Consider the following 22,042-nt stretch of genomic DNA (forward strand, 5'->3'; position numbering starts at 1 on the left):
ACAGAGAGCCGATTTTTTTCTAGACTGTTAAACGATGCCACTCAACGATTTTATTGCCTACTTTCAAAATAATTGCTTGACCTAAACCGAGTTCTTGTGTCACATTAACTAGATGGGCGAAATTTTGACGAGTGATTGCTAGTCCCTGCAAACAGGCTAGAAAATCGAGACAGAGAACCGTAGAAAATTCCCAAGTTTGTCGGTAAACACGGCAATTATCCGGTAAAAAAGCCACAAGAGCGCGAAAATGAGTCAAAGCGGCTTTCTCAAAATTGGCGCTAGTGCAGTCAAAAGACGAGTGCTGATAGCTCATAAAAACTTTGCCTGATAGGGAGATAGCAGGGTTTCCCTCAGACTAGCACCTCGCTTCTGGGGATCACGTTCCCTTTAGAATTTCTCAATAGACTGGCAAATCCCCCCAGAGGAGTATCGTTACCCGCGAGCCAATTGCTAGAAGCTAGGTTTCTTCCCAGAGATAGTGTACTGTAGATATTGATGTCCTTCCGGCTGGCAAGATAACCTATAAATTTCCCCACTCGTCCCCAGCGATAAAAGGCTGTATTTAGTCAAAAATCAAGTGTTGACTTTGATGCCAAACTTGCCTAGTAAAAAATGATCACAGCCTCAAGTTGCCGCTTAACTAATTGACTACTTAACTGATAACTGGTAACTAAGATTATGAATAATGCAATTGTCAAACCGAGAGATGTACAAGTAGCACCTATTGCCGTCGATACTTTTGTCTTTCGTTCCCGCACTTGGGACCGGTTAAAATTCGAGATCGAATATGGATTACAAAAGGGAACTACCGCCAATAGTTATCTGATTAAAGGTGAAAAAGTCGCTCTTTTTGATCCACCGGGGGAATCATTCTCGGCTATATTTTTAGAGGCTTTAACTAAAAGAATCGATCCGAAAACTATTGATTATATTATCCTCGGTCACGTTAACCCCAATCGTGCCGTCACCCTCAAGGCACTTTTAGAAATCGCGCCTCAAGTCACTTTTGTTTGTTCTAATCCGGGGGCAATTTCCCTGAAAAAAATTCTCGAAACCGAAGCATTAAATCTGTTGGTTGTCAAGGGGGAAGAAATATTAAATTTAGGAGCAAACCATCAATTAGAATTTATACCCACTCCGAACCCCAGATTTCCCGATCAACTCTGTACCTACGACAGCAAAACCGATATTCTCTACACCGATAAATTATTCGGAGCGCACGTTTGTGGCGACCAAATTTTTGATGAGGGTTGGAGCGTTTATAACGAAGATCGGCGTTATTATTTCGATTGTCTCATGGCTCCCTATGCCAGCCAAATTAGCAACGCTTTGGAGAAATTAGCCGCTAAATCGCCCTTATTTTATGCTGTTGGTCACGGCCCTCTGGTGCGTTACGCGATGCACGAATTGACCCTTTCCTATCAACAATGGTTGGCAGTACAAAAGTATCAAGAGTTGACAATCGCCCTGATTTATGCCAGTGCCTACGGCAACACGACCACCCTCGCTCAAGCGATCGCCATGGGGATCACGAAAGCGGGAGTAGCAGTCACGGCGATTAATGCCGAGTTCGCTGAACCGGACGAGATCAAAACGGCGATCGAAAAAAGTGTCGGTTTTATCTTTGGTTCCCCCACTTTGGGAGGACACGCACCGACTCCCATCCAAACCGCCTTGGGGATTACCCTAGCAAATGGCGATAAAAGCAAGCTGGTGGGAGTTTTTGGCTCCTACGGTTGGAGTGGGGAAGCGGTCGATCTTTTAGAAGGTAAATTCCGGGATGGCGGTTATCGCTTCGGTTTTGAGCCAATTCGGGTTAAATTTAAACCCACGGAGGCAATTTTAAAGACCTGTGAGGAAGCAGGAACCGATTTCGCTCAAGCAGTCAAAAAAGCTCGCAAAAGCAGACAACCGAAAACTAATGTTAACCAATCCCAAAGCGATCGGCGATCGCAGGCTCTGGGCCGTTTGGTGGGTTCTCTCTGTATCGTCACCTGCGAATTGGGGGAATTGCGCGGCGCCATGTTAGCCTCTTGGGTGTCGCAAGCGACGTTCACCCCCCCCGGATTGACTATTGCCGTGGCGAAAGAACGAGCGATCGAGTCTCTGCTTTATAGTGGTACGCCTTTTGTCCTTAATATCCTCCAAGAAGGTCAACATTTAGCTTTAATGAAGCATTTTCTTAAACCTTTTTCCCCCGGAGAAGATCGTTTCGCTAATATCGAAACCACTAAAGCTGAGAACGGTGGGCCGATTCTGGCCGAAGCGCTCGCTTATCTGGAATGTCGGGTGGAACAACGAATGGAGTGCGGTGATCATTGGCTGCTTTATGCGATCGCAGAAAAAGGCAGGGTTTTACACCAGGGTTTAACCGCCATCCATCATCGCAAATCTGGCAGTTATTATTAACTCATGGTGACGGGTAAGGGATCGCAAAAAACAAGGGTTTCGGCCGATCCCGAAAGTGAACAATACTTTCCCCTATCCTTCTGCTACTGTTTGTAAAACAAGATCATTGACATCCTCACCGCCGTAAACGGACGGCGATTCCCTACAGATCAAACAAACTTAATTGAACGATCTTTGGATGGGTTGACGCTTCACGGGATGCTGCTTCTTTAACAGAAGTCTTACACCTTCCTCTGCGTCCGTTTTTTGAGGTCTCCGATTGCCCACCGGCGACCTTGATATTAATTGCGGCGTTCACGTCCCTATCATGGAAAGTCCCACAAAAAAGACATTCCCACTCACGGATATTTAATGCTTTCTTACCGCCGATATTCCCACAACAGGAACATCGCTGAGACGTTGGCTCCCATCGGGAAATTATCCGAAAATCACGCCCATATTTATCAGATTTTGCCGATAGCATATCTCGAAAAGAACGCCATCCCAAATCTGATATAGCACGGGATAACTTGCGATTTTTAACCATTCCCGATGTGTTTAAATCCTCTAAAATTATCGTTTGATTTTCACGAACAACTCTAGTGGATAGTTTATGCAAGAAATCAGTACGAGTGTCTTTAATCTTTGCGTGGATTTTAGCTACTCGTTTCCTAGCTTTTTCCCGTCGTTTACTTCCTTTCTGTTTTCTAGAAAGGTTTTTCTGTGCTTTTCTTAGTCGTTTTAATCGTTTCTTTAACGGTTTCGGTGCGTCTATCTTTTCTCCTGTTGAGAGGGTAGCAAAGGTAGCAATCCCTAGATCAATTCCCACTGACTCCCCATTATTGGGAAGTATTTCGGACTGAATCTCGACAACAAAGCTGAGAAAATAGCGATCCGCCGCATCTTTAATCACGGTGACGCTAGAAGGTTTAGAAGGTAATGGACGACTCCAAACTATTCTTAGATCACCGATTTTCGCTAAAGTAACGCAGTGTTGGTTAACGGTAAAACCATTGTCAGTAAATCTTGCTGATTGCTTAGATTTACGCTTCTTAAATTGAGGAGGTTTGACTTTTCTTCCTTTTCTCTCTCCCTTGCAAGATGCAAAAAAGTTAGAATAGGCTGTCTCTAAGTCTCTCAAAGACTGTTGTAAAGGGATAGAAGAAACCTCGGTTAACCAACGCTTTTCTTCTGTTTTCTTGACTTGAGTTAGTCTTTTAGATAACTCAGTATATTTTGGCTTTTTCTCCCCTTGTCGATAGAGTTCTTGGCAGTAAGCTAAGGTATCGTTCCAGACAACACGCACACACCCAAACAACTGAGACAAAAGCCTCTTTTGTTGGTCTGTTGGGTAAATACGGTATTGATACTCGCTTTCATTGGGTTAAGATGTGTGTGTCTGTACTCTATTCTAACTAGGTCTGTTAATAATGTCAAGTCAGTTGCGAAGAGAAAGAAACTCTGTTTCCGATCTAAAGATACACTTGGTCTGTGTGACAAAATACAGAAGAAAGGTCTTTACTGGTAAAAGTCTGACTTTGGTTGAAAAATCTTTTAGAGAAGTTGCGGAAAAGATGAATTTTCAGATATTGGAATTTAACGGGGAGTCCGATCATGTACACGCATTGATTGAATACCCGCCGAAACTATCTATTTCTGTAATGGTCAATTCTTTAAAAGGAGTCTCTAGTCGTAGATATGGACAAGCTGGTTATCCTAAACCGCACGGGAAAGACGCTCTTTGGTCGCCCAGTTATTTTGTATCTTCTGTAGGAGGTGCGCCACTGGAAGTTCTTAAGTGCTACATTGAAAATCAGGAAAAGCCGTCGTAAAACGACGGGGTTTTAACCCAAATTTTCGATAAATTTCTGGCTGTAGTATATGCCTTGTTGTTGCATCGTTTCTATGTAAGGTTTGACTGCAGCGATCTTTCCCAACTGTTTTGCTTTAATTAAAATACCGATCGAACCTGTAATTGGAATATTGAGAGATTTACACACCTGACGAGCAGCTAATTCATTGATAAGCACTAAAGAGGCTTTTTGTTCTAGTGCAAGGACGATGACTTCTGATTCTCCTCGATCTAGAGTCGGTAATAGTAAGGAAACCTGCTGTTGAGAGGCGATTTCTCGGACAGAAATCCACTGTTCTCGTAATAGATTGATCGAGCCAGTTTTGTCTTGATCGTAAGTGCTGATTTCAAGAGCTACCGCCTTAGGAATAATGATGCTTTTAACTATTTCTTGTAAAAGACCGAGTTGACCAATTCGCGCAAAAGCGATGAGGGGAGTAGCGTTACTTACAATCATCAGGCTCCAGTTTTTCTATTCCCTTTAATTCAACCGCTAACGCCGATTCGTCATAATCAAACAATACAATCCCTTTTTTAGACAAAATATCCATAAATTCTAGGCGATTAATTCTCGCTAATTCCGCCGCTTTTCCTAAAGAAAGTCGCTTTTCTTGAAAATAATAAATAGCGGCCAGAAGTTTAATTTCTTGACCGAGTTCATCAATTCCTATTTTTAAAGCGGCAAGAACATCGGGAGAAAATTCTAGATTTAATATTTCATTTTTCATTCTAAGTACCTAGTTAAAAATAAAGTTAACTTTAGAGACAAGGGAACTCCGGAACAGGGAACAGAAGGGTTTCTGACTTTTTTTAAGATGTCTCTTAATTATTACAGCTTACAGCGTTTCTCATAAAGATGAAGTATAATCTGATTTGGCATCGTCTCCTGACTCCTGATTGAGGTGATTAAACCGCACAGTTCGCTATTATAGCAGCGGGCAGAAGGCAGAAGGAAAATCCTTGCCAAAACTGAATTTTAGCGATTTAGGTTGTCCTAACCAACTCGTTCTCTGCTATAAGTCTTATTAAGGGGGTGTTAGACCGATGCAGGTGAGATAGTGGCAGCAATTCTCATTTTGAAACGATTTTGCCTTGTTTCAGCGATCTAGAGATTCGTTAAGAATTATTAACCCCTCTAGGTGCAAGGGTTTTGATGTCATGAAACCTTAAAATGAGAATTGCTGATAATACCTCCCATCGACTCTACCCACTTTATATCCATTTTGTCCTTAATATCCTCCAAGAAGGACAACATATAGCTTTAATGAAGCATTTTCTTAAACCTTTTACTCCAGGAGAAGATCGTTTCGCTAATATCGAAACCACTAAAGCTGAGAACGGTGGGCCGATTTTGGCCGAATCGCTCGCTTATCTGGAATGTCGGGTGGGACAACGAATGGAGTGCGGTGATCATTGGCTGCTTTATGCGATCGCAGAAAAGGGTAAGGTTTTACACCAAGGTTTAACCGCCATCCATCATCGCAAATCTGGCAGTTATTATTAATTTGTTGTTATGATCATTTCAGGGGGTGTGTTAAGGCAAAATAACGCACCCTGATTTATCAGAAAATAAATTCTTATGAAAAGTATTGTTTTAATTGTTGGCTTTGAAACCTTTAACAGTAATTTGTATCGGCAATCGGGCCTGTTGGCTAGTTCTAAATGTCCCGATTTAGAAGTAAAAGTATTCAGCGATAAATCCTTGACTAGCGAACCGGAAATAGTCGAGCAAGCTTTAGCCACTGCCGACGTTTTTTTTGCTAGTTTGATCTTCGATTACGATCAAGTTACTTGGCTGCGGCAACGAGCAGCACAGATTCCGATTCGCTTAGTTTTTGAGTCTGCTTTAGAGTTAATGAGTTTAACCCGTTTGGGAGAATTTGCCATCGGGGATAAACCAAAAGGAATGCCAAAACCAATTCAATTTATCTTGAGTAAATTTTCCAGTGGCAAGGAAGAAGATAAGTTAGCCGGTTATCTCAGTTTCCTCAAAACTGGACCGAAACTGCTGAAATTTATTCCCGCTAAAAAAGTTCAAGATTTGCGTAATTGGTTAATTATTTACGGTTATTGGAATGCGGGAGGAACCGAAAATGTTGCCGCTATGTGTTGGGTAATTGCCCAAAAATATCTAGGATTAAAAGTACGGGAAATACCCGAAGTTATCGAAACTCCCAATAAGGGACTATTACACCCCGATTATCAGGGTTATTTTCTCACTCCCCAAGAATATTTAACTTGGTATAAAAAAAATAAATCTCTTGATAAACCAGTGGTGGCACTGCTGCTTTATCGGAAGCACGTTATCAGTAAACTACCCTATATTAATCAATTAATCCGTCATTTTGAAACGGCTAATTTAATTCCCCTACCCGTGTTTATTAACGGAGTGGAAGGCCATACAATTGTTCGGGATTGGTTAACCACAGACTACGAAATTCAGCAAAGAAAAAAAGGAATCATTGAAACTCCTTCTTTAAGTGAAGATGCGGTGACAGTAGATGCAATTGTCTCGACGATTGGCTTTCCTTTGGTGGGAGGTCCTGCGGGTTCTATGGAAGCAGGAAGACAGGTAGAAGTGGCTAAACGAATTCTGTCCGCTAAAAATATTCCTTATCTTATCGCTGCCCCTTTATTGATTCAAGATATTTATTCTTGGACAAGACAGGGAATCGGTGGTTTACAGAGTGTGGTTCTATACGCTTTACCTGAATTAGATGGAGCAATTGATACAATTCCTCTGGGGGGATTAGTGGGGGAAACTATCTATTTAATCCCCGAAAGATTACAGCGTTTAACTGGACGTTTGCATAGTTGGATTAAGTTACATAAAACCCCTCCGCAAGAACGCAAAATAGCCATCATTCTCTATGGATTTCCCCCAGGTTATGGGGCAGTTGGTACGGCAGCTTTGTTAAATGTTCCCCGGAGTTTAGTTAAGTTTTTACAAGCTTTAGAAGCGCAGGGTTATAATCTGGGAACGATTCCCGAAGACGGGGAAGAAATTATTCAAAAAGTCAAATTTGCCGATGATGAAAATCTCTCTAAACAAAATCGTTTATCGATAGAAAGTTTAGAAAATTGGCTAGGTTATCTATTAACTTCTCGCATCGAAAAACACTGGAAATCCCTTAAAGATGCGGGGATAAAAACTATTGGCGACCAGTATCATTTAGGGGGAATTGAGTTAGGTAATATCTGGATTGGAGTGCAACCACCTTTAGGAATTGCTGGGGATCCGATGCGGTTAATGTTTGAAAAAGATTTAACTCCTCACCCTCAGTATGCAGCCTTTTATCAGTGGTTACAAAAAGATTTTAAGACCGATGCGCTCGTTCATTTTGGTATGCACGGAACTGTCGAATGGCTGCCCGGTTCACCCCTAGGAAATACTGGTTATTCTTGGTCAGATATTTTATTAGGAGATTTACCGAATTTATATATTTATGCCGCTAATAATCCCTCGGAATCTATCCTAGCTAAACGTCGCGGTTATGGGGTGTTAATTTCCCATAATGTGCCTCCCTACGGACGAGCAGGATTATATAAAGAATTGATGATTTTACGAGATTTGATTGCCGAGTTTCGAGAAAATCCTGAGAAAAATTACGCTTTAAGAGATAGTATCCTGCAAAAGATTATTGATACAGGTATCTCTAAAGATTGTCCTTTTCTGGAAGCAGAAAAACAGGGAATAGAATTCACTTTAGAAAATGCCAAATTATTTAGCCGCTATGCACTAACCGATTATTTTGTCAAGGTGTATAATTACCTACAAATCGTCGAACAAAGACTATTTTCTTCGGGTTTACACACTCTAGGAACTGCTCCCAATCAGGAAGAATTAAAAGGTTATCTTGACGCTTATTTCACCGATTTATCTGAGCGAGAATTTCAGCGAATTATCGCTGATGAAGCAACCAATGAAAAGCTTAAAGAAGGCATTGCTATTAAAAATTTATTAGGACAAAATAGCGAAGAATTAACTAATCTTTTGCGGGGATTAAATGGGGAATATGTACCACCGGCACCGGGGGGTGATTTACTCCGGGATGGTGCGGGAGTTTTACCCACAGGACGCAATATACACGCTTTGGATCCCTACCGAATGCCTTCCCCCGCAGCCTACACGCGCGGACGAGAAATCGCCAAAAAACTGCTACAACAAAACTTAACCGAAAAAGGAAAATATCCCGAAACTGTAGCAGTTTTACTCTGGGGATTAGATGTGATTAAAACTAAGGGTGAATCCCTGGGTATTCTCTTAGAATTAGTCGGTGCGGAACCAGTCAAAGAGGGGACAGGAAGAATTGTCAGGTATGAATTAAAACCTCTAGGAGAAATTGGACACCCGCGCATCGATATTCTGGCTAATTTATCGGGAATTTTTCGCGATACTTTTATCAATATTATCGAGTTATTGGATGATTTAATGCAGCGGGCAGCTGAGATAGAAGAATCGGAAAATGATAATTATATCCGTAAGCACTATTTAGCCTTAAAAAGTCAAGGGATTGACAATGCCAGCGCTCGTTTATTTTCCAATCCTGCCGGGGATTTTGGCTCTTTAGTTAATGACCAAGTAGTGGAGGGAAATTGGAATAATGAAAACGAATTAGCGAAAACTTGGGAAAAGCGTAATGTTTTTAGTTATGGTCGTCAAGATAAGGGACAAGCGCGGCCAGAAGTGCTACAACAGTTATTAAAAACCAGTGAAAGTATTATCCAAGAAATTGACTCGGTAGAATACGGTTTAACCGATATTCAGGAATACTACGGCAACACGGGAGGATTAAAATTAGCCGCAGAAAAACAAAGCGGTAAACGGGTGATGACGAGTTTTGTTGAGAGTTTTTCCAATGATACAACTCCCCGCAAATTAGAGGAGGTTTTGCGCTTAGAATACCGCAGTAAATTACTCAATCCTAAATGGGCCAATGCCATGGTTAATCAAGGTTCTGGTGGGGCCTACGAAATCTCCCAAAGAATGACCGCTTTAATTGGTTGGGGCGGTACGGCTAATTTTAGTGACGATTGGGTGTATGATCAGGCAGCCGATACCTACGCTTTTGATGCAGAAATGGCGGAAAAATTGCGTCAAGCTAATCCCGAAGCTTTCCGTAATATTGTCGGTAGAATGTTAGAAGCACAGGGTCGCGGTTTTTGGCAAGCAGACCCCGACAAATTAGAGAAATTACAGGAATTATATCAATTGACCGATGAAAAGTTAGAAGGGGTTACTTAGGGTTTGCTGAATAAATCTAAAAACCTTCTTGGATAATATCTTTAGGCTTTTTTGAAATCAACAAGTGCCAGCGATTGGAGTCAGGTACTTTTTCCCCGAAAATTAGGTAATTGACTCCCTGAAAATTGGTACAACCCCACACCCTACACCCCACACCCCACACCCCACACCCTGACACCAGGAAAAACTTTTTGCCGCAAACCCTACTTAGAGTTTTCATCGCAACAGGGAATCCTTGTGATAATCTGATTTTCCTCCTGTTTTACTCAGCAGACGGATATTTTCAATCAGGATTGATTTTTCTAACGCTTTAGCCATATCGTATAAAGTCAAGGCTGCCACAGATACCGCCGTTAAAGCCTCCATTTCTACCCCAGTTTCCGATTTTGTCACCACTTCTGCGCGAATTTCGTAACCGGGTAACTCTGCTTTCGGGATAATCTGAACATTGATTTTTTGCAGGGGTAAGGGATGGCAAAGGGGAATTAAGGAGGAAGTTTGTTTGGCCGCCATAATTCCCGCTAGTCTGGCCGTCCCTAAAACGTCACCTTTAGGCGCATTTCCCTGTTCTATGGCTTCAAAAGTCTTTTTTAGCATTCTCACTTGTCCTAGGGCGATAGCAGTGCGTTTAGTGGGCATTTTCTCCGATACATCCACCATCTGGGCCTCGCCTTGGCTGTCGAGATGAGATAATTTTTCTTTACCCTCTTGCGTCATTGAATGAACCTGTGCTATAGTAGTTTACTGTTGAGAAAAACAAGGGCTTGTAGCTTAGTGGATTAGAGCGTGTGGCTACGGACCACAAGGTCGGGAGTTCGAGTCTCTCCAAGCCCGTTAGATACAATGGCATATACTACAGGAATTAGGGACCTATGGTTCCTAGTTTCTTTGGTTTTTTGCCCCATCTTCCCACTTTCCTATACTTTTTAAACAGGATTTAGTATCAGCAGCCAGTTTTGCTGGAGTATTTTTTACCCTCAAACAGTGAAAGAAACTAAACTTTTAGGATTGTATAATACTAAATCTGGTTATTAAAAACTGATTATTTATTCCCCCTTTTGCCTTTTGCCTCTTGCCTTTTGCCTGTCCTTATAAGTAACCTATGCTCAACGGATTTAGTATAATATGAATTCTCCTGCACCTGTGCCGACACCCTTTCAAGTTGCTTTAGAGCGTTACCAGAATGCTCTAAATTATTTAGATACTTCTCATAATAAATCTCTGAAAAAAGCACAGGCTTTAGAAATTATTACCGCCAGAGATGCTCTTCAGAAACGAATGGAAGCCGAGGCGGAAATTTCGGTTGATATGTGGTCAAAATTAATCGAACAAGATAATAGATTAAAACAGAAGAGTTACAAAATTACTCAAGTTATTGACTTAGCTGAATATCGGGAGACTTTACCTATGTCTGCTCAGGCTTGGTGGTGGCATTTAGAAAGTAGAGAATCTCTGCATCCTTGCAATCGCTTTGATTGGCTATGGAGAATCGGTAAACTGGTTTTATTAGGGGTTAATTTTACATTAATCGGAACGATTGCTACTCGGTTTCTTAGTGGTGGTTCAGGTTTGCCAGAAATAGGGGGTGTTATTTTTTCGACTTTCATTTCTTTATTACAAACTGAAAATGCTCTCACACGGACGCGCCAGAAGGGTTTTGTTAAGTTAATGAAATTTCTTGGGATTGCTGAACATTGGTATGAAGAAATACAGTTTTCTGTAACAGTAATAGTCTTTGCTTTTCTCTTGGGAATTTATCTAAATTTCTCTTGGTTTTCTGAGTTTTATAAGCAAGAAGGAAGCCATTTACAATCTCCTCCGCCAGCAAGTCAAGAACTTCCCAATTTAGCCTTAGCAGAAGAGAAGTATTTAAAAGCGATTGAGTTAGATCCAGATAATTTAGATGCTCATTATAAGTTGGCAACACTTTATGAAGAGTTACAGGATTTGACTAATGGGAAGAAACACTATTTAATTGCAGCAAAAGGTGGTTTTATAGATGCTTATAATAATCTCGCTTATTGGTATCTGCGAGATAATAAGAATGCAGAAGCGGTAGAGTTACTGGAAAAAGCCAAGAGATTATTAGCAGAAAAAGATGAAAAACTAGACCAATTTACTGAAGAGGAGAAACGCAATTTAGCAGTACAAAAATATAGTATTTATAAAAATCTAGGCTGGGCCAGATTTAAGCAAAATCGCAGTGAAGATACAGTTCCTAATCTTTTAGTTGCTATTGGTATCGCTGAAAATCCAGCTTATCAGAAATTTATCCGCAATCCCGGTGCTGCTTTTTGTATTTATGCTCAACTTTTAGAAAAAGAAGACAAGAAATTATCTCAGGAAAATTGGCGTAAATGTCTTAAATTAGCCGAAGGGAGGGAAATTAACACAGAGGAGGAGCAATGGTTATATGAAGCGAGGAAAAAATTGAAGTGAAGTAAAGTTTAGTGACTATTCTCTGAGTAATGCGCCAAATCCTTCTTGCTGAAAATGCTTATCAAAGGTTAATATTTCATCGATTTCCAGTTGTCTCATAATCTGCATTGAAGCACAATCAGTTAAACTGTATCCTTTATCTAATCGTCTTTGATAAAAATCAAAAGCCTGCTGAAATTGTTCACTGGTTTGGGGAATGATTATGGTTTTGCTGTCATTGCGTAAATCATGAGTTAGACGAATAGCTGATTTACGCAAAAATTCCCCTCTACTGCATAAAGCATTGAGTAATTCTGTGAGAACCATTTCACTGGTAACACCTCTAAAGTTACGGAGTCGTCCTGTCATAGCTGTAGCTAATGGATTAAGATTATCGCCAAAATCAGCAAGAGCCTGTAAATAGGATGTATCTAAGAAAATTGTTCTCATTCTTCCTCATCTTCTCTCGGTGCGCCGTACATATAGTGTTCAAAATTACGCGCAAAGTCTGTAGGTAAGTGTTTTCGCCATTCTGATTGGGGAACAACTTTACCAATCTCAACAATTCTTTGCCAAAAAGGTTTTTTGCGAAATTCAGGGTCATTTTCTAGTGCATCCCATTTAGCATCGAGTTCTTCCATTGATAACTCAGGCTCTTCGGATGTGTTAGAGGTTGAATGATTGTTTAAGTTAGTCATGATTAAAGGTTCCTTAGTGATAATAGGTTACTTTTATCATAGCATTTTCGAGTTGGAGCGAGGTACGGAGATTATCGAGGGTAATTAACCACAGAGACACAAAGAACACAGAGATTATTCACCGATGTTATAATTTATAATAGAACTCTTGCAAATTAATTATATGTTATAATGATGGGTTAACTAATTTTCCCCAAAAAATTAGTTAATCAGTACATTCGTCCTGAATGAAAACTTGAAGTTTAACTTTTAACTCAAAACTCTTTAGAGCTGCTTTAATTTGGTTATCAAAACCTCTTTATTTAAGCGGCACAAACTATCTCAATTATAAAAATTGAGAATAAATTCTCCTTGACTTGATTAATCTTTAGGCAACTTTTAAGAAGCTGCTATACCTATCCCTAACTCACAGTTATAAATAGCCGCCAACAAGTTAACTCTTAAACTATATCTTCGACGACGATTCCGATATTTACAGGATAAGATTTTAAAGATTTTGAGTTTCCTATTTATATGTTCAATGATAATCCTTTCTTTGGCTAAAGCCTTGTTATACTCTTTTTCTAACTCTGTTAATTTTCTATTTTTCGATTTCTTTTTCGGTGTATAACTATTACTATGGTATGCAGCTATTCCCTGATAACCACTGTCTTCTATGCTGGTAGTTAAAGGATGAAAACGAACTCGACTTTTTTTAAATAAACTAAAATCATGACCTCTACCTTTCCCACAAAAGACACAGATAATTTCCTCGGTATTTTGATCAGCTACTAATTGGGATTTTAAAGTATGATAACCTCTTTTACCCGAAAAAAAATCTTTCTGTTTCTTTTGGGGGCGTTCAATGGGAGTTTCCGTCACATCCATTACCGTTACGACCGGTATCTCTGCTTGATTGAGTAAAGCTTTTTTTCCTTTTAAACGGAAGTTTCCCGATTGTAAAAGCATTTTTTCCGTCTTATTTACAATCCGACATATAGTTGATTCTGATAGTTCCCAGCTTGTACCAATGTGAAAATATGTTCTATATTCTCGCCAATATTCTAACGTTACTAAAACTTGTTCTTCTATAGATAGTTTAGGTTTCGGTCCCCTTTTAGATGGTGAATTAGAGTCGGCTTCAACACTTTTTACTGATTCTACCATCTTTCTATATGTTTGTTTGTACACACCGAAACGGCGTTTGAATTGTTCATCTGATAAGTTTTGATAATCCATAATTTTGCTAATAAACATAGCAAAATTATAGATGATTTCCTGACCTAAGATCACATTTTATTCTTTTTTCCACTTCAATCTAAGAATTGAGAAAAAAGCAAAACCTTATATTATACCATAAAAAAATTATGCAAGAGGTCTAATGATGATGGCAAGAGAGCCGAATGTTTAACTGAAAGCTTGACATTATTTTATGTACAGACTATATTATAGTTATGGAATGGAATATTATATTTGATCCAGATTTTAGGTTCTGGTTTTATCAACAAGAACAGGGACTTCAAAATGAAATATTTGCTGTTTTAACTGTATTGATGAAACTTGGACCAGCACTGGGGAGACCACGAGTTGATACCATTGAAGGAGCTTCTTTTAAGAATATGAAAGAGCTTCGTATTCAGTATAAAGGTGAACCTTGGCGTGTTTTATTTGCCTTTGATCCTCATCGACAAGCAATTTTACTTGTTGGGGGGAACAAGTCAGGTAACAAAAGATGGTACAAAGAAAATATTCCTATAGCAGATCAACGTTATCAAAAATATCTGGAAAAACTTAAGGAAGAAAAGTCATGAAAGAATATACCAACTTCTCGGAAGAATTTAATAAACTTTGTGGAGAACGACAAGCAATTATTAAAGCAAGAGCTTCCCAAATTTATCTGGAGGAACTTACGCTTAAGTATTTGCAGGAAAAACTAGGTTTATCTTTATCAGAATTGGCAGAGCATCTTGAAGTACAGCAATCAATAGTACCTAACCTTAAACAAGAGCAAAATCTAGAGCTAAATACACTGCGCGAAGTAGTTAACGCCTTAGGTGGAACTGTCGAAATTATTGTCAAAATTCCCAACAAAGAACCTATAATTATTGGTGACTATTCAGAAACGAAGTGTAATTAACCACAGAGACACAGAGGACAGGGAGATTATTTGCCAATGTTATAATTTGTACTCAATAATAAAGGTGTTCGCTTTTGGAACACAATATTTAAGATGGAATTAACGGGAAGACTCCATGAACGCTATAAAGCAAAAATCTTAAATTGGTAAAAGTCTAATCCGAAAAATACGATCTGTCACTGACACAATTGCTCCCGTCTTTAATGCTTTTGTACAATCTCGTAAAACTATAGTTAAACGCTGATTAATTAGATTGTAGTTTTCATTGCCTAAACGGAATAGGATGACACTTGGTAAATTATCACCACTAATAGCGAGAAGTTGAGAAAAATCTAGATCGACAGTTAAAATTATCCGCTTTTCTCTTTTTGCTTTGGCAAGAATTTCCTGATCAGATAAAGTTTGTAAGCCTTCATCTCGAAGATGAACGACATCATAACCTTGTTCTCTTAACCATGAGACTGTACGCAGAGAAATCCCCATATCGGCTAGAAACTCTATCTCCATTGCTCGATTAATTCAAAATAATGAACTTGTTCTCTGGCTAACCAAGAAGCATATAATAAACATTGGTGAATATCTTCTCTTTCTAGGTCAGGGTATTCCTCTAATATTTCCTCTATCGGCTTTTCGTTAGCAAGTAGATTAAGAATTAAAGAAACAGGAATACGCATTCCTCGAATACAGGCTTGACCTGCCATAATTTTGGAGTTAAAAGTAATTCGGTCTAATTGTTTTAAGGTCATATAGTTTCCAGAAATATGAAGATGATACCTGTGGTAATTTTATTATAGCTAATTCTATAGTTGCGAGCGGAAGTGGGAAATTACTCCTTCAGTGAGGGTGCAAAGCTTGTCTCCAACCCCATAGGGAAGATTAGGGAATGGTGCGGTTTTGGTCTGTAGTAGTATAACAAGTAGACGAGAAAACGGTTTTTTTTAAAAACCCGTTTTCTGAAATCGCACCGTATTATGACTAAAGTCCAACAACGAACCTAATTAAAGCCAAACCCCAATTGATTCAACCCATGAATAAATTTCTCAAACTCTTTACCCCCATTTCCCTGATATTAATTACGGTAGGATTTCCGGCGGCGACTTTTAGCAACACTGTTGGAGTTAATACGATTTTTGAGGTAAAAGGTAAAGTTACCGTTAAAAAACCACAATGGAAAAAAACCCTTCCTGCTTCTGTCGGACTTACCCTCAGTTTTGATGATAATTTAGAAGTAGCAGCCAACGCTTCCGTTAAGGTTTATTGTAGTAATCTCAAGCAGTGGACGGTTAAAACAGGAAAGTATATTGTTTCTAATGGCTGTCCTCGGGGAAATCCTGTGATTTCACTTCCCAATATTAATAATACAACCCTCCGTCCAACAGGAAATAAAGAGAAAGTTTTAGCAAAATTACCTTATCTAATTACTCCTCGTGAAACGAATATTATTACCAATCGTCCTCGACTGCGGTGGAATGCTGTTCCGGGTGCAACTAATTATACTATCAAAATAGATGGGGTTAATTGGGAAACGCAGACAAATAAAACTGAAATAGTCTATCCCGGTGAACCTCCTCTGAAAGCAGGAAAGCGATATCGAGTAACAATAAAAGCTGATAATGGTGCGTCTTCTAGACGTGATGATGAAAACGTCGGGTTTACAGTATTAGATGAACAGACGAAGAAAACGGTTTTAGATGCTGTTAAAGCTGTTCAACAGCAGCAATTATCCCCAGAGGAAGCAGGGTTAGTTTTAGCGCATCTCTATCGAGGTTATGAGTTGTATGGGGATGCGGTTGAGGTATTAGAAGGATTGGTGAAGCAAAATAGTCAGGTTGCTACGGTTTATCAACTGTTAGGGGATACTTACCTTAAGATAGGGTTGCCTCAGTTGGCAAAAAAACCTTATGAAAAAGCGTTAAAACTGGCAACAAATACGCAGAATTTGTCAGTGCAAGCGGAGATACAAGCGGGTTTAGGAATAGCTTATCGTCTCTTGGGAAATAAGGATGAGGCGATACAGTGGTTAACTAAGGCGAAGGGGACTTATAATCAGTTAGGGGATACTTCGCAGGTTCAGGAATTGGCTAAAACAATTAATGAAATTTTAAAGAGGGAGTAAGGATGGAAGTTATAGCACTCCCGTAGGGGCGAAGCATTCGGGCAATAACCTATCGCTGAAACCGTAGATTTCTTATCCGAATGCTTCGCCCCTACAACTTATTTGAAATTACTATAAATTATGGATAATGGCTACTACTTTTGTACGGAGGTAATTACACAATGGATAAAGATAAACTCATAAAATATCGTCAAGCAGTGCAAAATTTGTTAAGTCGCTATGTAGCAGAAGATGTTACCAGTGAAGACGTAGAAGTACAATTAATATTTGATGTGGAACGGAATCATTATCAGTGGATGAATGTAGGATGGGAAGGTTTAAAACGAGTTTACCGCTCGATTGTTCATTTTGATATTCGTGATAATAAGATTTGGCTACAACAAAATTTAACGGAATTGAATCCAGCAGAAGATTTAATTTCAATGGGTGTTAAGAGGGAGGATATTGTTTTGGGACTGCAACCACCCTATAAACGGCCTTATACTAATTATGGTACTTAAAACAAATTCTCCTTGTCCCCTTGTTCCAAGGCTTTGCCTTGGAACACAATATCTAAGGCTCTGCCTTAAAGTAATGTTATAACTGTGGTGAGGTTGTTTTTAGTAGTGAAACGGCAGAAAAAATCAGAATTTTACTACAGCGAAAGGCTCAACCCGACAAATCTATTCAAGTTAATGTTTTTGCCTATCAATAAACTCTAGGGATAAAAAACCAATGAAAGTATCAATCAAATCAGGGATAGCGGTTGTCGTCATTACCGGGATGATGGGATTATCGGGAGTCATGTTAAACCCAACGGTGGGACAGGTGATTTCTCAGGTTTCACCGCAAGATAAATTAGCCGAAGCAGAGAGGCTAACTCAGCAAGTTATTCAATTGTATCAGCAGGGGAAATATAACGAGGCGATTCCCCTAGCAGAACAGGCTTTAGCTATCTATAAACAACAATTAGGAGACAACCATCCCCTAACTGCACAAAGTCTCAACAATTTGGCATTCCTTTACGATTCTCAAGGAAGATACAGCGAAGCCGAACCCCTCTACAAACAGGCTTTAGCTATCAGGAAACAACAATTAGGAGATAACCATCCCGATACTGCCGTCAGTCTCAACAATTTGGCATTACTTTACCAGTCTCAAGGAAGATACAGCGAAGCCGAACCCCTCTACAAACAGGCTTTAGCTATCTGGAAACAACAATTAGGAGACAACCATCCCGATACCGCCACCAGTCTCAACAATTTGGCAGGACTTTACAGAGTTCAAGGAAGATACAGCGAAGCCGAACCCCTCTACAAACAGGCTTTAGCTATCAGGAAACAACAATTAGGAGACAACCATCCCCTTACCGCCACCAGTCTCAACAATTTGGCATTACTTTACTATTCTCAAGGAAGATACAGTGAAGCCGAACCCCTTTTAAAAGAAGACTTAGCTATCAGCAAACAACAATTAGGAGACAACCATCCCGATACCGCCACCAGTCTCAACAATTTGGCAGGACTTTACGAGTCCCAAGGAAGATACAGCGAAGCAGAACCCCTCTACAAACAAGCTTTAGCTATCAAGAAACAACAATTAGGAGACAACCATCCCGATACCGCCACCAGTCTCAACAATTTGGCTGCACTTTACAGAGTTCAAGGAAGATATAGCGAAGCCGAACCCCTCTACAAACAAGCTTTAGCTATCAAGAAACAACAATTAGGAGACAACCATCCCGATACCGCCACCAGTCTCAACAATTTGGCTGCACTTTACAGAGTTCAAGGAAGATATAGCGAAGCCGAACCCCTCTACAAACAAGCTTTAGCTATCAAGAAACAACAATTAGGAGACAACCATCCCGATACCGCCACCAGTCTCAACAATTTGGCTGCACTTTACAGAGTTCAAGGAAGATATAGCGAAGCCGAACCCCTCTTCAAACAAGCCTTAGCTATCAGCAAACAACAATTAGGAGACAACCATCCCGATACCGCACTAAGTCTCAACAATTTGGCAATACTTTACTATTCTCAAGGAAGATACAGTGAAGCCGAACCCCTTTTAAAAGAAGACTTAGCTATCAGCAAACAACAATTAGGAGACAACCATCCCGATACCGCCACCAGTCTCAACAATTTGGCTGCACTTTACAGAGTTCAAGGAAGATATAGCGAAGCCGAACCCCTCTTCAAACAAGCCTTAGCTATCTTCAAACAACAATTAGGAGACAACCATCCCGATACTGCACGAAGTCTCGGAAATTTGGCAGGACTTTACGAGTCCCAAGGAAGATACAGTGAAGCCGAACCCCTCTACCAACAAGCTTTAGCTATCATCAAACAACAATTAGGAGACAATCATCCCGATACTGCCGCCAGTCTCAATAACTTGGCAGGACTTTACGAGTCCCAAGGAAGATACAGTGAAGCAGAACCCCTCTACAAACAAGCTTTAGCTATCAAGAAACAACAATTAGGAGACAACCATCCCGATACCGCACTAAGTCTCAATAACTTGGCAGGACTTTACGAGTCCCAAGGAAGATACAGCGAAGCAGAACCCCTCTACAAACAGGCTTTAGCTATCTATAAACAACAATTAGGAGACAACCATCCCGATACCGCACTAAGTCTCAATAACTTGGCAGGACTTTACGAGTCCCAAGGAAGATACAGCGAAGCAGAACCCCTCTACAAACAGGCTTTAGCTATCTATAAACAACAATTAGGAGACAACCATCCCGATACCGCACTAAGTCTCAATAACTTGGCAGGACTTTACGAGTCCCAAGGAAGATACAGCGAAGCCGAACCCCTTTACAAACAAGCTTTAGCTATCAGGAAACAACAATTAGGAGACAACCATCCCGATACCGCACAAAGTCTCAACAATTTATCCTCACTTTACTTATTTAAAGAAAAATATGCCGAAGCAGAACCCTTCTACCAACAAGCTTTAGCTATCCATAAAGCACAATTAGGAGACAACCATCCCTCTACCGCCACCAGTCTCAACAATTTGGCTGCACTTTACCAGTCTCAAGGAAGATACAGCGAAGCCGAACCCCTCTACAAACAAGCTTTAGCTATCAGCAAACAACGATTAGGAGACAACCATCCCGATACTGCTACCAGTCTCAACAATTTGGCTGTATTTTACCAGTCTCAAGATGATATTCCTCAAGCAATTAATTATCTCAGCCAAGGACTTGCAGTACAAGAATACAACCTCTCAGAAAATCTAAAAATGGGGGATGACAAGCAAAAACAAGATTATATGGCAAAGGTTTCAGGGACGACTAATGGGGTGATTTCCCTCAATCTTCAAGCTGCACCCAATAACCCAGAAGCAACCCGTCTCGCCTTGAAAACTATCTTAGAACGTAAAGGACGAATTTTAGATGTTTCAACCAATAGCTTACAAATTCTCCGACAACGTACTGATGACCTCGAAAGTCAACAATTATTAACTCAACTGATTGAAGTTCGGACTCAACTATCTAACCTAACTTTTAAAAAGCCTGATGATTTTCCCTCAGCAGAAATTTACCGTCAACAAATTAACGAAGTTACCGAAAAAGCAAAAGAAATAGAGGGTAAAATCGGTGTTCGTAGTGCCGAATTTCGTAACTTATCCCAACCCATTACCCTCGAAGGTATTCAAAAGCTAATCCCTGCTGATGCTGCTTTAGTTGAAATAGTCCGCTATCAACCTTATAATCCTAAAAATGATAGTTTTGGCATCCCTCGCTATGCTGTTTATATTCTCTATCCCAATGGTGACATCAAAGCCAAGGATTTAGGGGAAGCTAAACCGATTGACGACAAATTAATTTACTTCCGTGACAATCTTGCAGACGCACAAACTCCTCTCCCTCAACTGCAAAAATCAGCGCGTCAACTTGATGAGACATTGATGCAGCCTATCCGTCAATTATTAGGCAATACTAAAACAATTCTGCTTTCTCCTGATGCTGCACTTAATTTAATTCCCTTTGAAGCTTTAGTAGATGAAAATAATCAATACTTAGTGGAAAATTATCATATTACTTATCTCACTTCTGGACGGGATTTACTGCGCCTTAAAGATAAATTTGCTAGTCAACAATCTCCGCTTATTGTAGCTGATCCTTTCTATGGTAAAGCAGGGGAAAAAGTCGCTCTCACTCGTTCCATAGACCTGTCTGAGTTTACTTTTCCCGGTCTTCCGGGTACAGAACAAGAAGCTAAAGCGATTAAAAATATCTTACCTCAATCCACTGTTTTAACGGGTTATCAAGCCACAGAAAACGCCGTCAAACAAGTTAAAAAACCGAATATTCTCCACATCGCTACTCATGGTTTTTTTAAACCAGAAAGCAATGTGCTTGAGAATCCTTTATTGCGTTCTGGGTTAGTTTTAGCAGGAGTTAAAATCGGTCAAAGTGCAGGAGATGATGGGGTTTTAACTGCTTTAGAAACTACCAATTTAAACTTAGTCGGAACCAAATTAGTTGTGCTTTCCGCTTGCGATACGGGGAGAGGAGATATTAAAATCGGTCAGGGAGTTTATGGATTGCGCCGCGCTTTAGTTATAGCAGGTAGTGAAAGCCAATTAATTAGCCTTTGGAAAGTATCTGATGACGCGACTAAAGATTTAATGGTCGCCTATTATGGACGCTTACAAAAAGGAGAAGGACGCAGTGAAGCTTTACGACAAATTCAACTAGGAATGCTCAAGGGTGAGAAGCAAAAACATCCTTTTTATTGGGCAAGTTTTATTCCTTCTGGTGATGCAACTTCGATGCAATTTGACTGATTAAGGGTTAGGAGTTAAACTTAGGGGTAAAATTATTGGTATCACAAACAATTACTAGGAGAGTCACACAATGGCAACATTTACAGAAAACGACCTCAAAGAATTAAAAGACTTTATTGTAGGACAATTCAAAGAAGTTAATGACAAAATAGACAAGTCATCTGAACAACTTAATGGCAAAATAGACAGATTATCTGAACAACTTAATGGCAAAATAGACAAGCTATCTGAAGAGGTGAATAACTTAAGAGTTGACATAGCAAATATTAAAGGAGAATTAACAGGCGTGAATAAACGACTAGATAACTTGGAATTTACTAATCGAACCATCTTTGTTGCTATTGTTACTGCACTAATGGCAGGATTGGTTAAGTTATTTTTCCCAAATTTTCCTACTAATCCTTAACTGTGATTCAAAAAGAAA

Annotated in this window: 20 protein-coding genes, 1 tRNA gene and 1 pseudogene; 12 read left to right on the plus strand and 10 right to left on the minus strand. The window is 39.9% G+C overall.

The features are described 5' to 3' along the window. Positions 1-19: 19 nt before the first annotated feature. Positions 20-313, minus strand: coding sequence for a hypothetical protein (locus ACQY1Y_RS16260; protein WP_061431498.1), 294 nt, complete (start codon positions 311-313; stop codon positions 20-22). A gap of 365 nt (positions 314-678) precedes the next feature. Here ACQY1Y_RS16260 and ACQY1Y_RS16265 point away from each other — a divergent pair, with 365 nt between their 5' ends. Next, a complete protein-coding gene (locus ACQY1Y_RS16265) occupies positions 679-2,409 on the plus strand; it encodes a diflavin flavoprotein (RefSeq protein WP_002754795.1) in 1,731 nt (576 codons plus the stop codon). 142 nt (positions 2,410-2,551) lie between these two features. Here the strand turns inward: ACQY1Y_RS16265 and ACQY1Y_RS16270 are convergent, their stop codons facing one another. Continuing rightward, positions 2,552-3,715: an RNA-guided endonuclease InsQ/TnpB family protein gene (locus ACQY1Y_RS16270; protein WP_430013143.1), complete on the minus strand. Its 1,164-nt coding sequence runs from the start codon at positions 3,713-3,715 to the stop codon at positions 2,552-2,554. Positions 3,716-3,818: 103 nt separating this feature from the next. Here ACQY1Y_RS16270 and tnpA point away from each other — a divergent pair, with 103 nt between their 5' ends. Then, positions 3,819-4,220, plus strand: coding sequence for an IS200/IS605 family transposase (tnpA, locus tag ACQY1Y_RS16275; RefSeq protein ID WP_430013144.1), 402 nt, complete (start codon positions 3,819-3,821; stop codon positions 4,218-4,220). A gap of 12 nt (positions 4,221-4,232) precedes the next feature. Here the strand turns inward: tnpA and ACQY1Y_RS16280 are convergent, their stop codons facing one another. After that, on the minus strand, positions 4,233-4,697 hold the full coding sequence (locus ACQY1Y_RS16280) for a DUF3368 domain-containing protein (protein WP_430013145.1): 465 nt from the start codon (positions 4,695-4,697) through the stop codon (positions 4,233-4,235). Further along, positions 4,684-4,968, minus strand: coding sequence for a UPF0175 family protein (locus tag ACQY1Y_RS16285; protein WP_002754799.1), 285 nt, complete (start codon positions 4,966-4,968; stop codon positions 4,684-4,686). Before ACQY1Y_RS16285 ends, ACQY1Y_RS16280 begins: the two co-directional genes overlap by 14 nt. Positions 4,969-5,462: 494 nt before the next feature. Between ACQY1Y_RS16285 and ACQY1Y_RS16290 the strand changes: the two are divergent. Continuing rightward, positions 5,463-5,744, plus strand: a pseudogene (locus tag ACQY1Y_RS16290) (flavin reductase family protein); the annotation flags it as partial. A gap of 75 nt (positions 5,745-5,819) precedes the next feature. Beyond that, positions 5,820-9,485: a magnesium chelatase subunit H gene (bchH, locus tag ACQY1Y_RS16295; RefSeq protein ID WP_430013146.1), complete on the plus strand. Its 3,666-nt coding sequence runs from the start codon at positions 5,820-5,822 to the stop codon at positions 9,483-9,485. Positions 9,486-9,701: 216 nt separating this feature from the next. Here bchH and moaC read toward each other — a convergent pair whose 3' ends face one another. Continuing rightward, the gene (gene moaC, locus ACQY1Y_RS16300; protein ID WP_430013147.1) at positions 9,702-10,202 is read right to left on the minus strand and encodes a cyclic pyranopterin monophosphate synthase MoaC; all 501 of its coding nucleotides are present in this window, start codon (positions 10,200-10,202) and stop codon (positions 9,702-9,704) included. Positions 10,203-10,245: 43 nt separating this feature from the next. Between moaC and ACQY1Y_RS16305 the strand changes: the two genes are divergently transcribed. Further along, positions 10,246-10,319: transfer RNA gene (locus tag ACQY1Y_RS16305), tRNA-Arg, on the plus strand. A gap of 291 nt (positions 10,320-10,610) precedes the next feature. Next, on the plus strand, positions 10,611-11,924 hold the full coding sequence (locus ACQY1Y_RS16310) for a tetratricopeptide repeat protein (protein ID WP_430013148.1): 1,314 nt from the start codon (positions 10,611-10,613) through the stop codon (positions 11,922-11,924). 15 nt (positions 11,925-11,939) lie between these two features. On the opposite strand, the gene ACQY1Y_RS16315 is transcribed toward ACQY1Y_RS16310, so the two are convergent. The 3 genes from ACQY1Y_RS16315 to ACQY1Y_RS16325 all read right to left on the minus strand — a co-directional run bounded on the left by ACQY1Y_RS16315 (position 11,940) and on the right by ACQY1Y_RS16325 (position 13,837). Next, a complete protein-coding gene (locus ACQY1Y_RS16315; RefSeq protein WP_430013149.1) occupies positions 11,940-12,353 on the minus strand; it encodes a type II toxin-antitoxin system VapC family toxin in 414 nt (137 codons plus the stop codon). Beyond that, positions 12,350-12,601: a hypothetical protein gene (locus ACQY1Y_RS16320; RefSeq protein ID WP_024970586.1), complete on the minus strand. Its 252-nt coding sequence runs from the start codon at positions 12,599-12,601 to the stop codon at positions 12,350-12,352. The genes ACQY1Y_RS16315 and ACQY1Y_RS16320 overlap by 4 nt, the downstream gene beginning before the upstream one ends. A 378-nt stretch (positions 12,602-12,979) precedes the next feature. Continuing rightward, the gene (locus tag ACQY1Y_RS16325; RefSeq protein WP_420065461.1) at positions 12,980-13,837 is read right to left on the minus strand and encodes an IS5-like element ISMae4 family transposase; all 858 of its coding nucleotides are present in this window, start codon (positions 13,835-13,837) and stop codon (positions 12,980-12,982) included. Positions 13,838-14,034: 197 nt separating this feature from the next. Here ACQY1Y_RS16325 and ACQY1Y_RS16330 point away from each other — a divergent pair, with 197 nt between their 5' ends. Next, positions 14,035-14,391 (plus strand): type II toxin-antitoxin system RelE/ParE family toxin, encoded by a 357-nt coding sequence (locus ACQY1Y_RS16330; protein ID WP_147068867.1) that lies wholly within the window; start codon positions 14,035-14,037, stop codon positions 14,389-14,391. Beyond that, positions 14,388-14,717 (plus strand): helix-turn-helix transcriptional regulator, encoded by a 330-nt coding sequence (locus tag ACQY1Y_RS16335; RefSeq protein ID WP_016516765.1) that lies wholly within the window; start codon positions 14,388-14,390, stop codon positions 14,715-14,717. The genes ACQY1Y_RS16330 and ACQY1Y_RS16335 overlap by 4 nt, the downstream gene beginning before the upstream one ends. A 138-nt stretch (positions 14,718-14,855) precedes the next feature. Here the strand turns inward: ACQY1Y_RS16335 and ACQY1Y_RS16340 are convergent, their stop codons facing one another. After that, entirely contained in the window at positions 14,856-15,224 is a 369-nt protein-coding gene (locus tag ACQY1Y_RS16340; RefSeq protein WP_002766989.1) for a DUF5615 family PIN-like protein, read from the minus strand. After that, positions 15,215-15,463 (minus strand): DUF433 domain-containing protein, encoded by a 249-nt coding sequence (locus tag ACQY1Y_RS16345; protein WP_002774376.1) that lies wholly within the window; start codon positions 15,461-15,463, stop codon positions 15,215-15,217. Before ACQY1Y_RS16345 ends, ACQY1Y_RS16340 begins: the two co-directional genes overlap by 10 nt. A gap of 281 nt (positions 15,464-15,744) precedes the next feature. On the opposite strand from ACQY1Y_RS16345, the gene ACQY1Y_RS16350 reads away from it, so the two are divergent. From ACQY1Y_RS16350 to ACQY1Y_RS16365, 4 genes are all read left to right on the plus strand, one after another. Further along, positions 15,745-16,833, plus strand: coding sequence for a tetratricopeptide repeat protein (locus ACQY1Y_RS16350; RefSeq protein WP_430013150.1), 1,089 nt, complete (start codon positions 15,745-15,747; stop codon positions 16,831-16,833). Between the two features lie 161 nt (positions 16,834-16,994). After that, a complete protein-coding gene (locus ACQY1Y_RS16355) occupies positions 16,995-17,333 on the plus strand; it encodes a XisI protein (protein WP_430013151.1) in 339 nt (112 codons plus the stop codon). 283 nt (positions 17,334-17,616) lie between these two features. Continuing rightward, complete coding sequence (locus tag ACQY1Y_RS16360) at positions 17,617-21,618, plus strand: tetratricopeptide repeat protein (protein ID WP_430014688.1); 4,002 nt, start codon at positions 17,617-17,619, stop codon at positions 21,616-21,618. Positions 21,619-21,688: 70 nt separating this feature from the next. After that, positions 21,689-22,024, plus strand: a complete 336-nt coding sequence (locus tag ACQY1Y_RS16365) for a hypothetical protein (protein ID WP_430013152.1) — start codon at positions 21,689-21,691, stop codon at positions 22,022-22,024. Positions 22,025-22,042: the final 18 nt, after the last annotated feature.

This window comes from Microcystis ichthyoblabe FBCC-A1114 (assembly GCF_050500245.1).
Classification (GTDB): Bacteria; Cyanobacteriota; Cyanobacteriia; order Cyanobacteriales; family Microcystaceae; genus Microcystis; species Microcystis ichthyoblabe_A.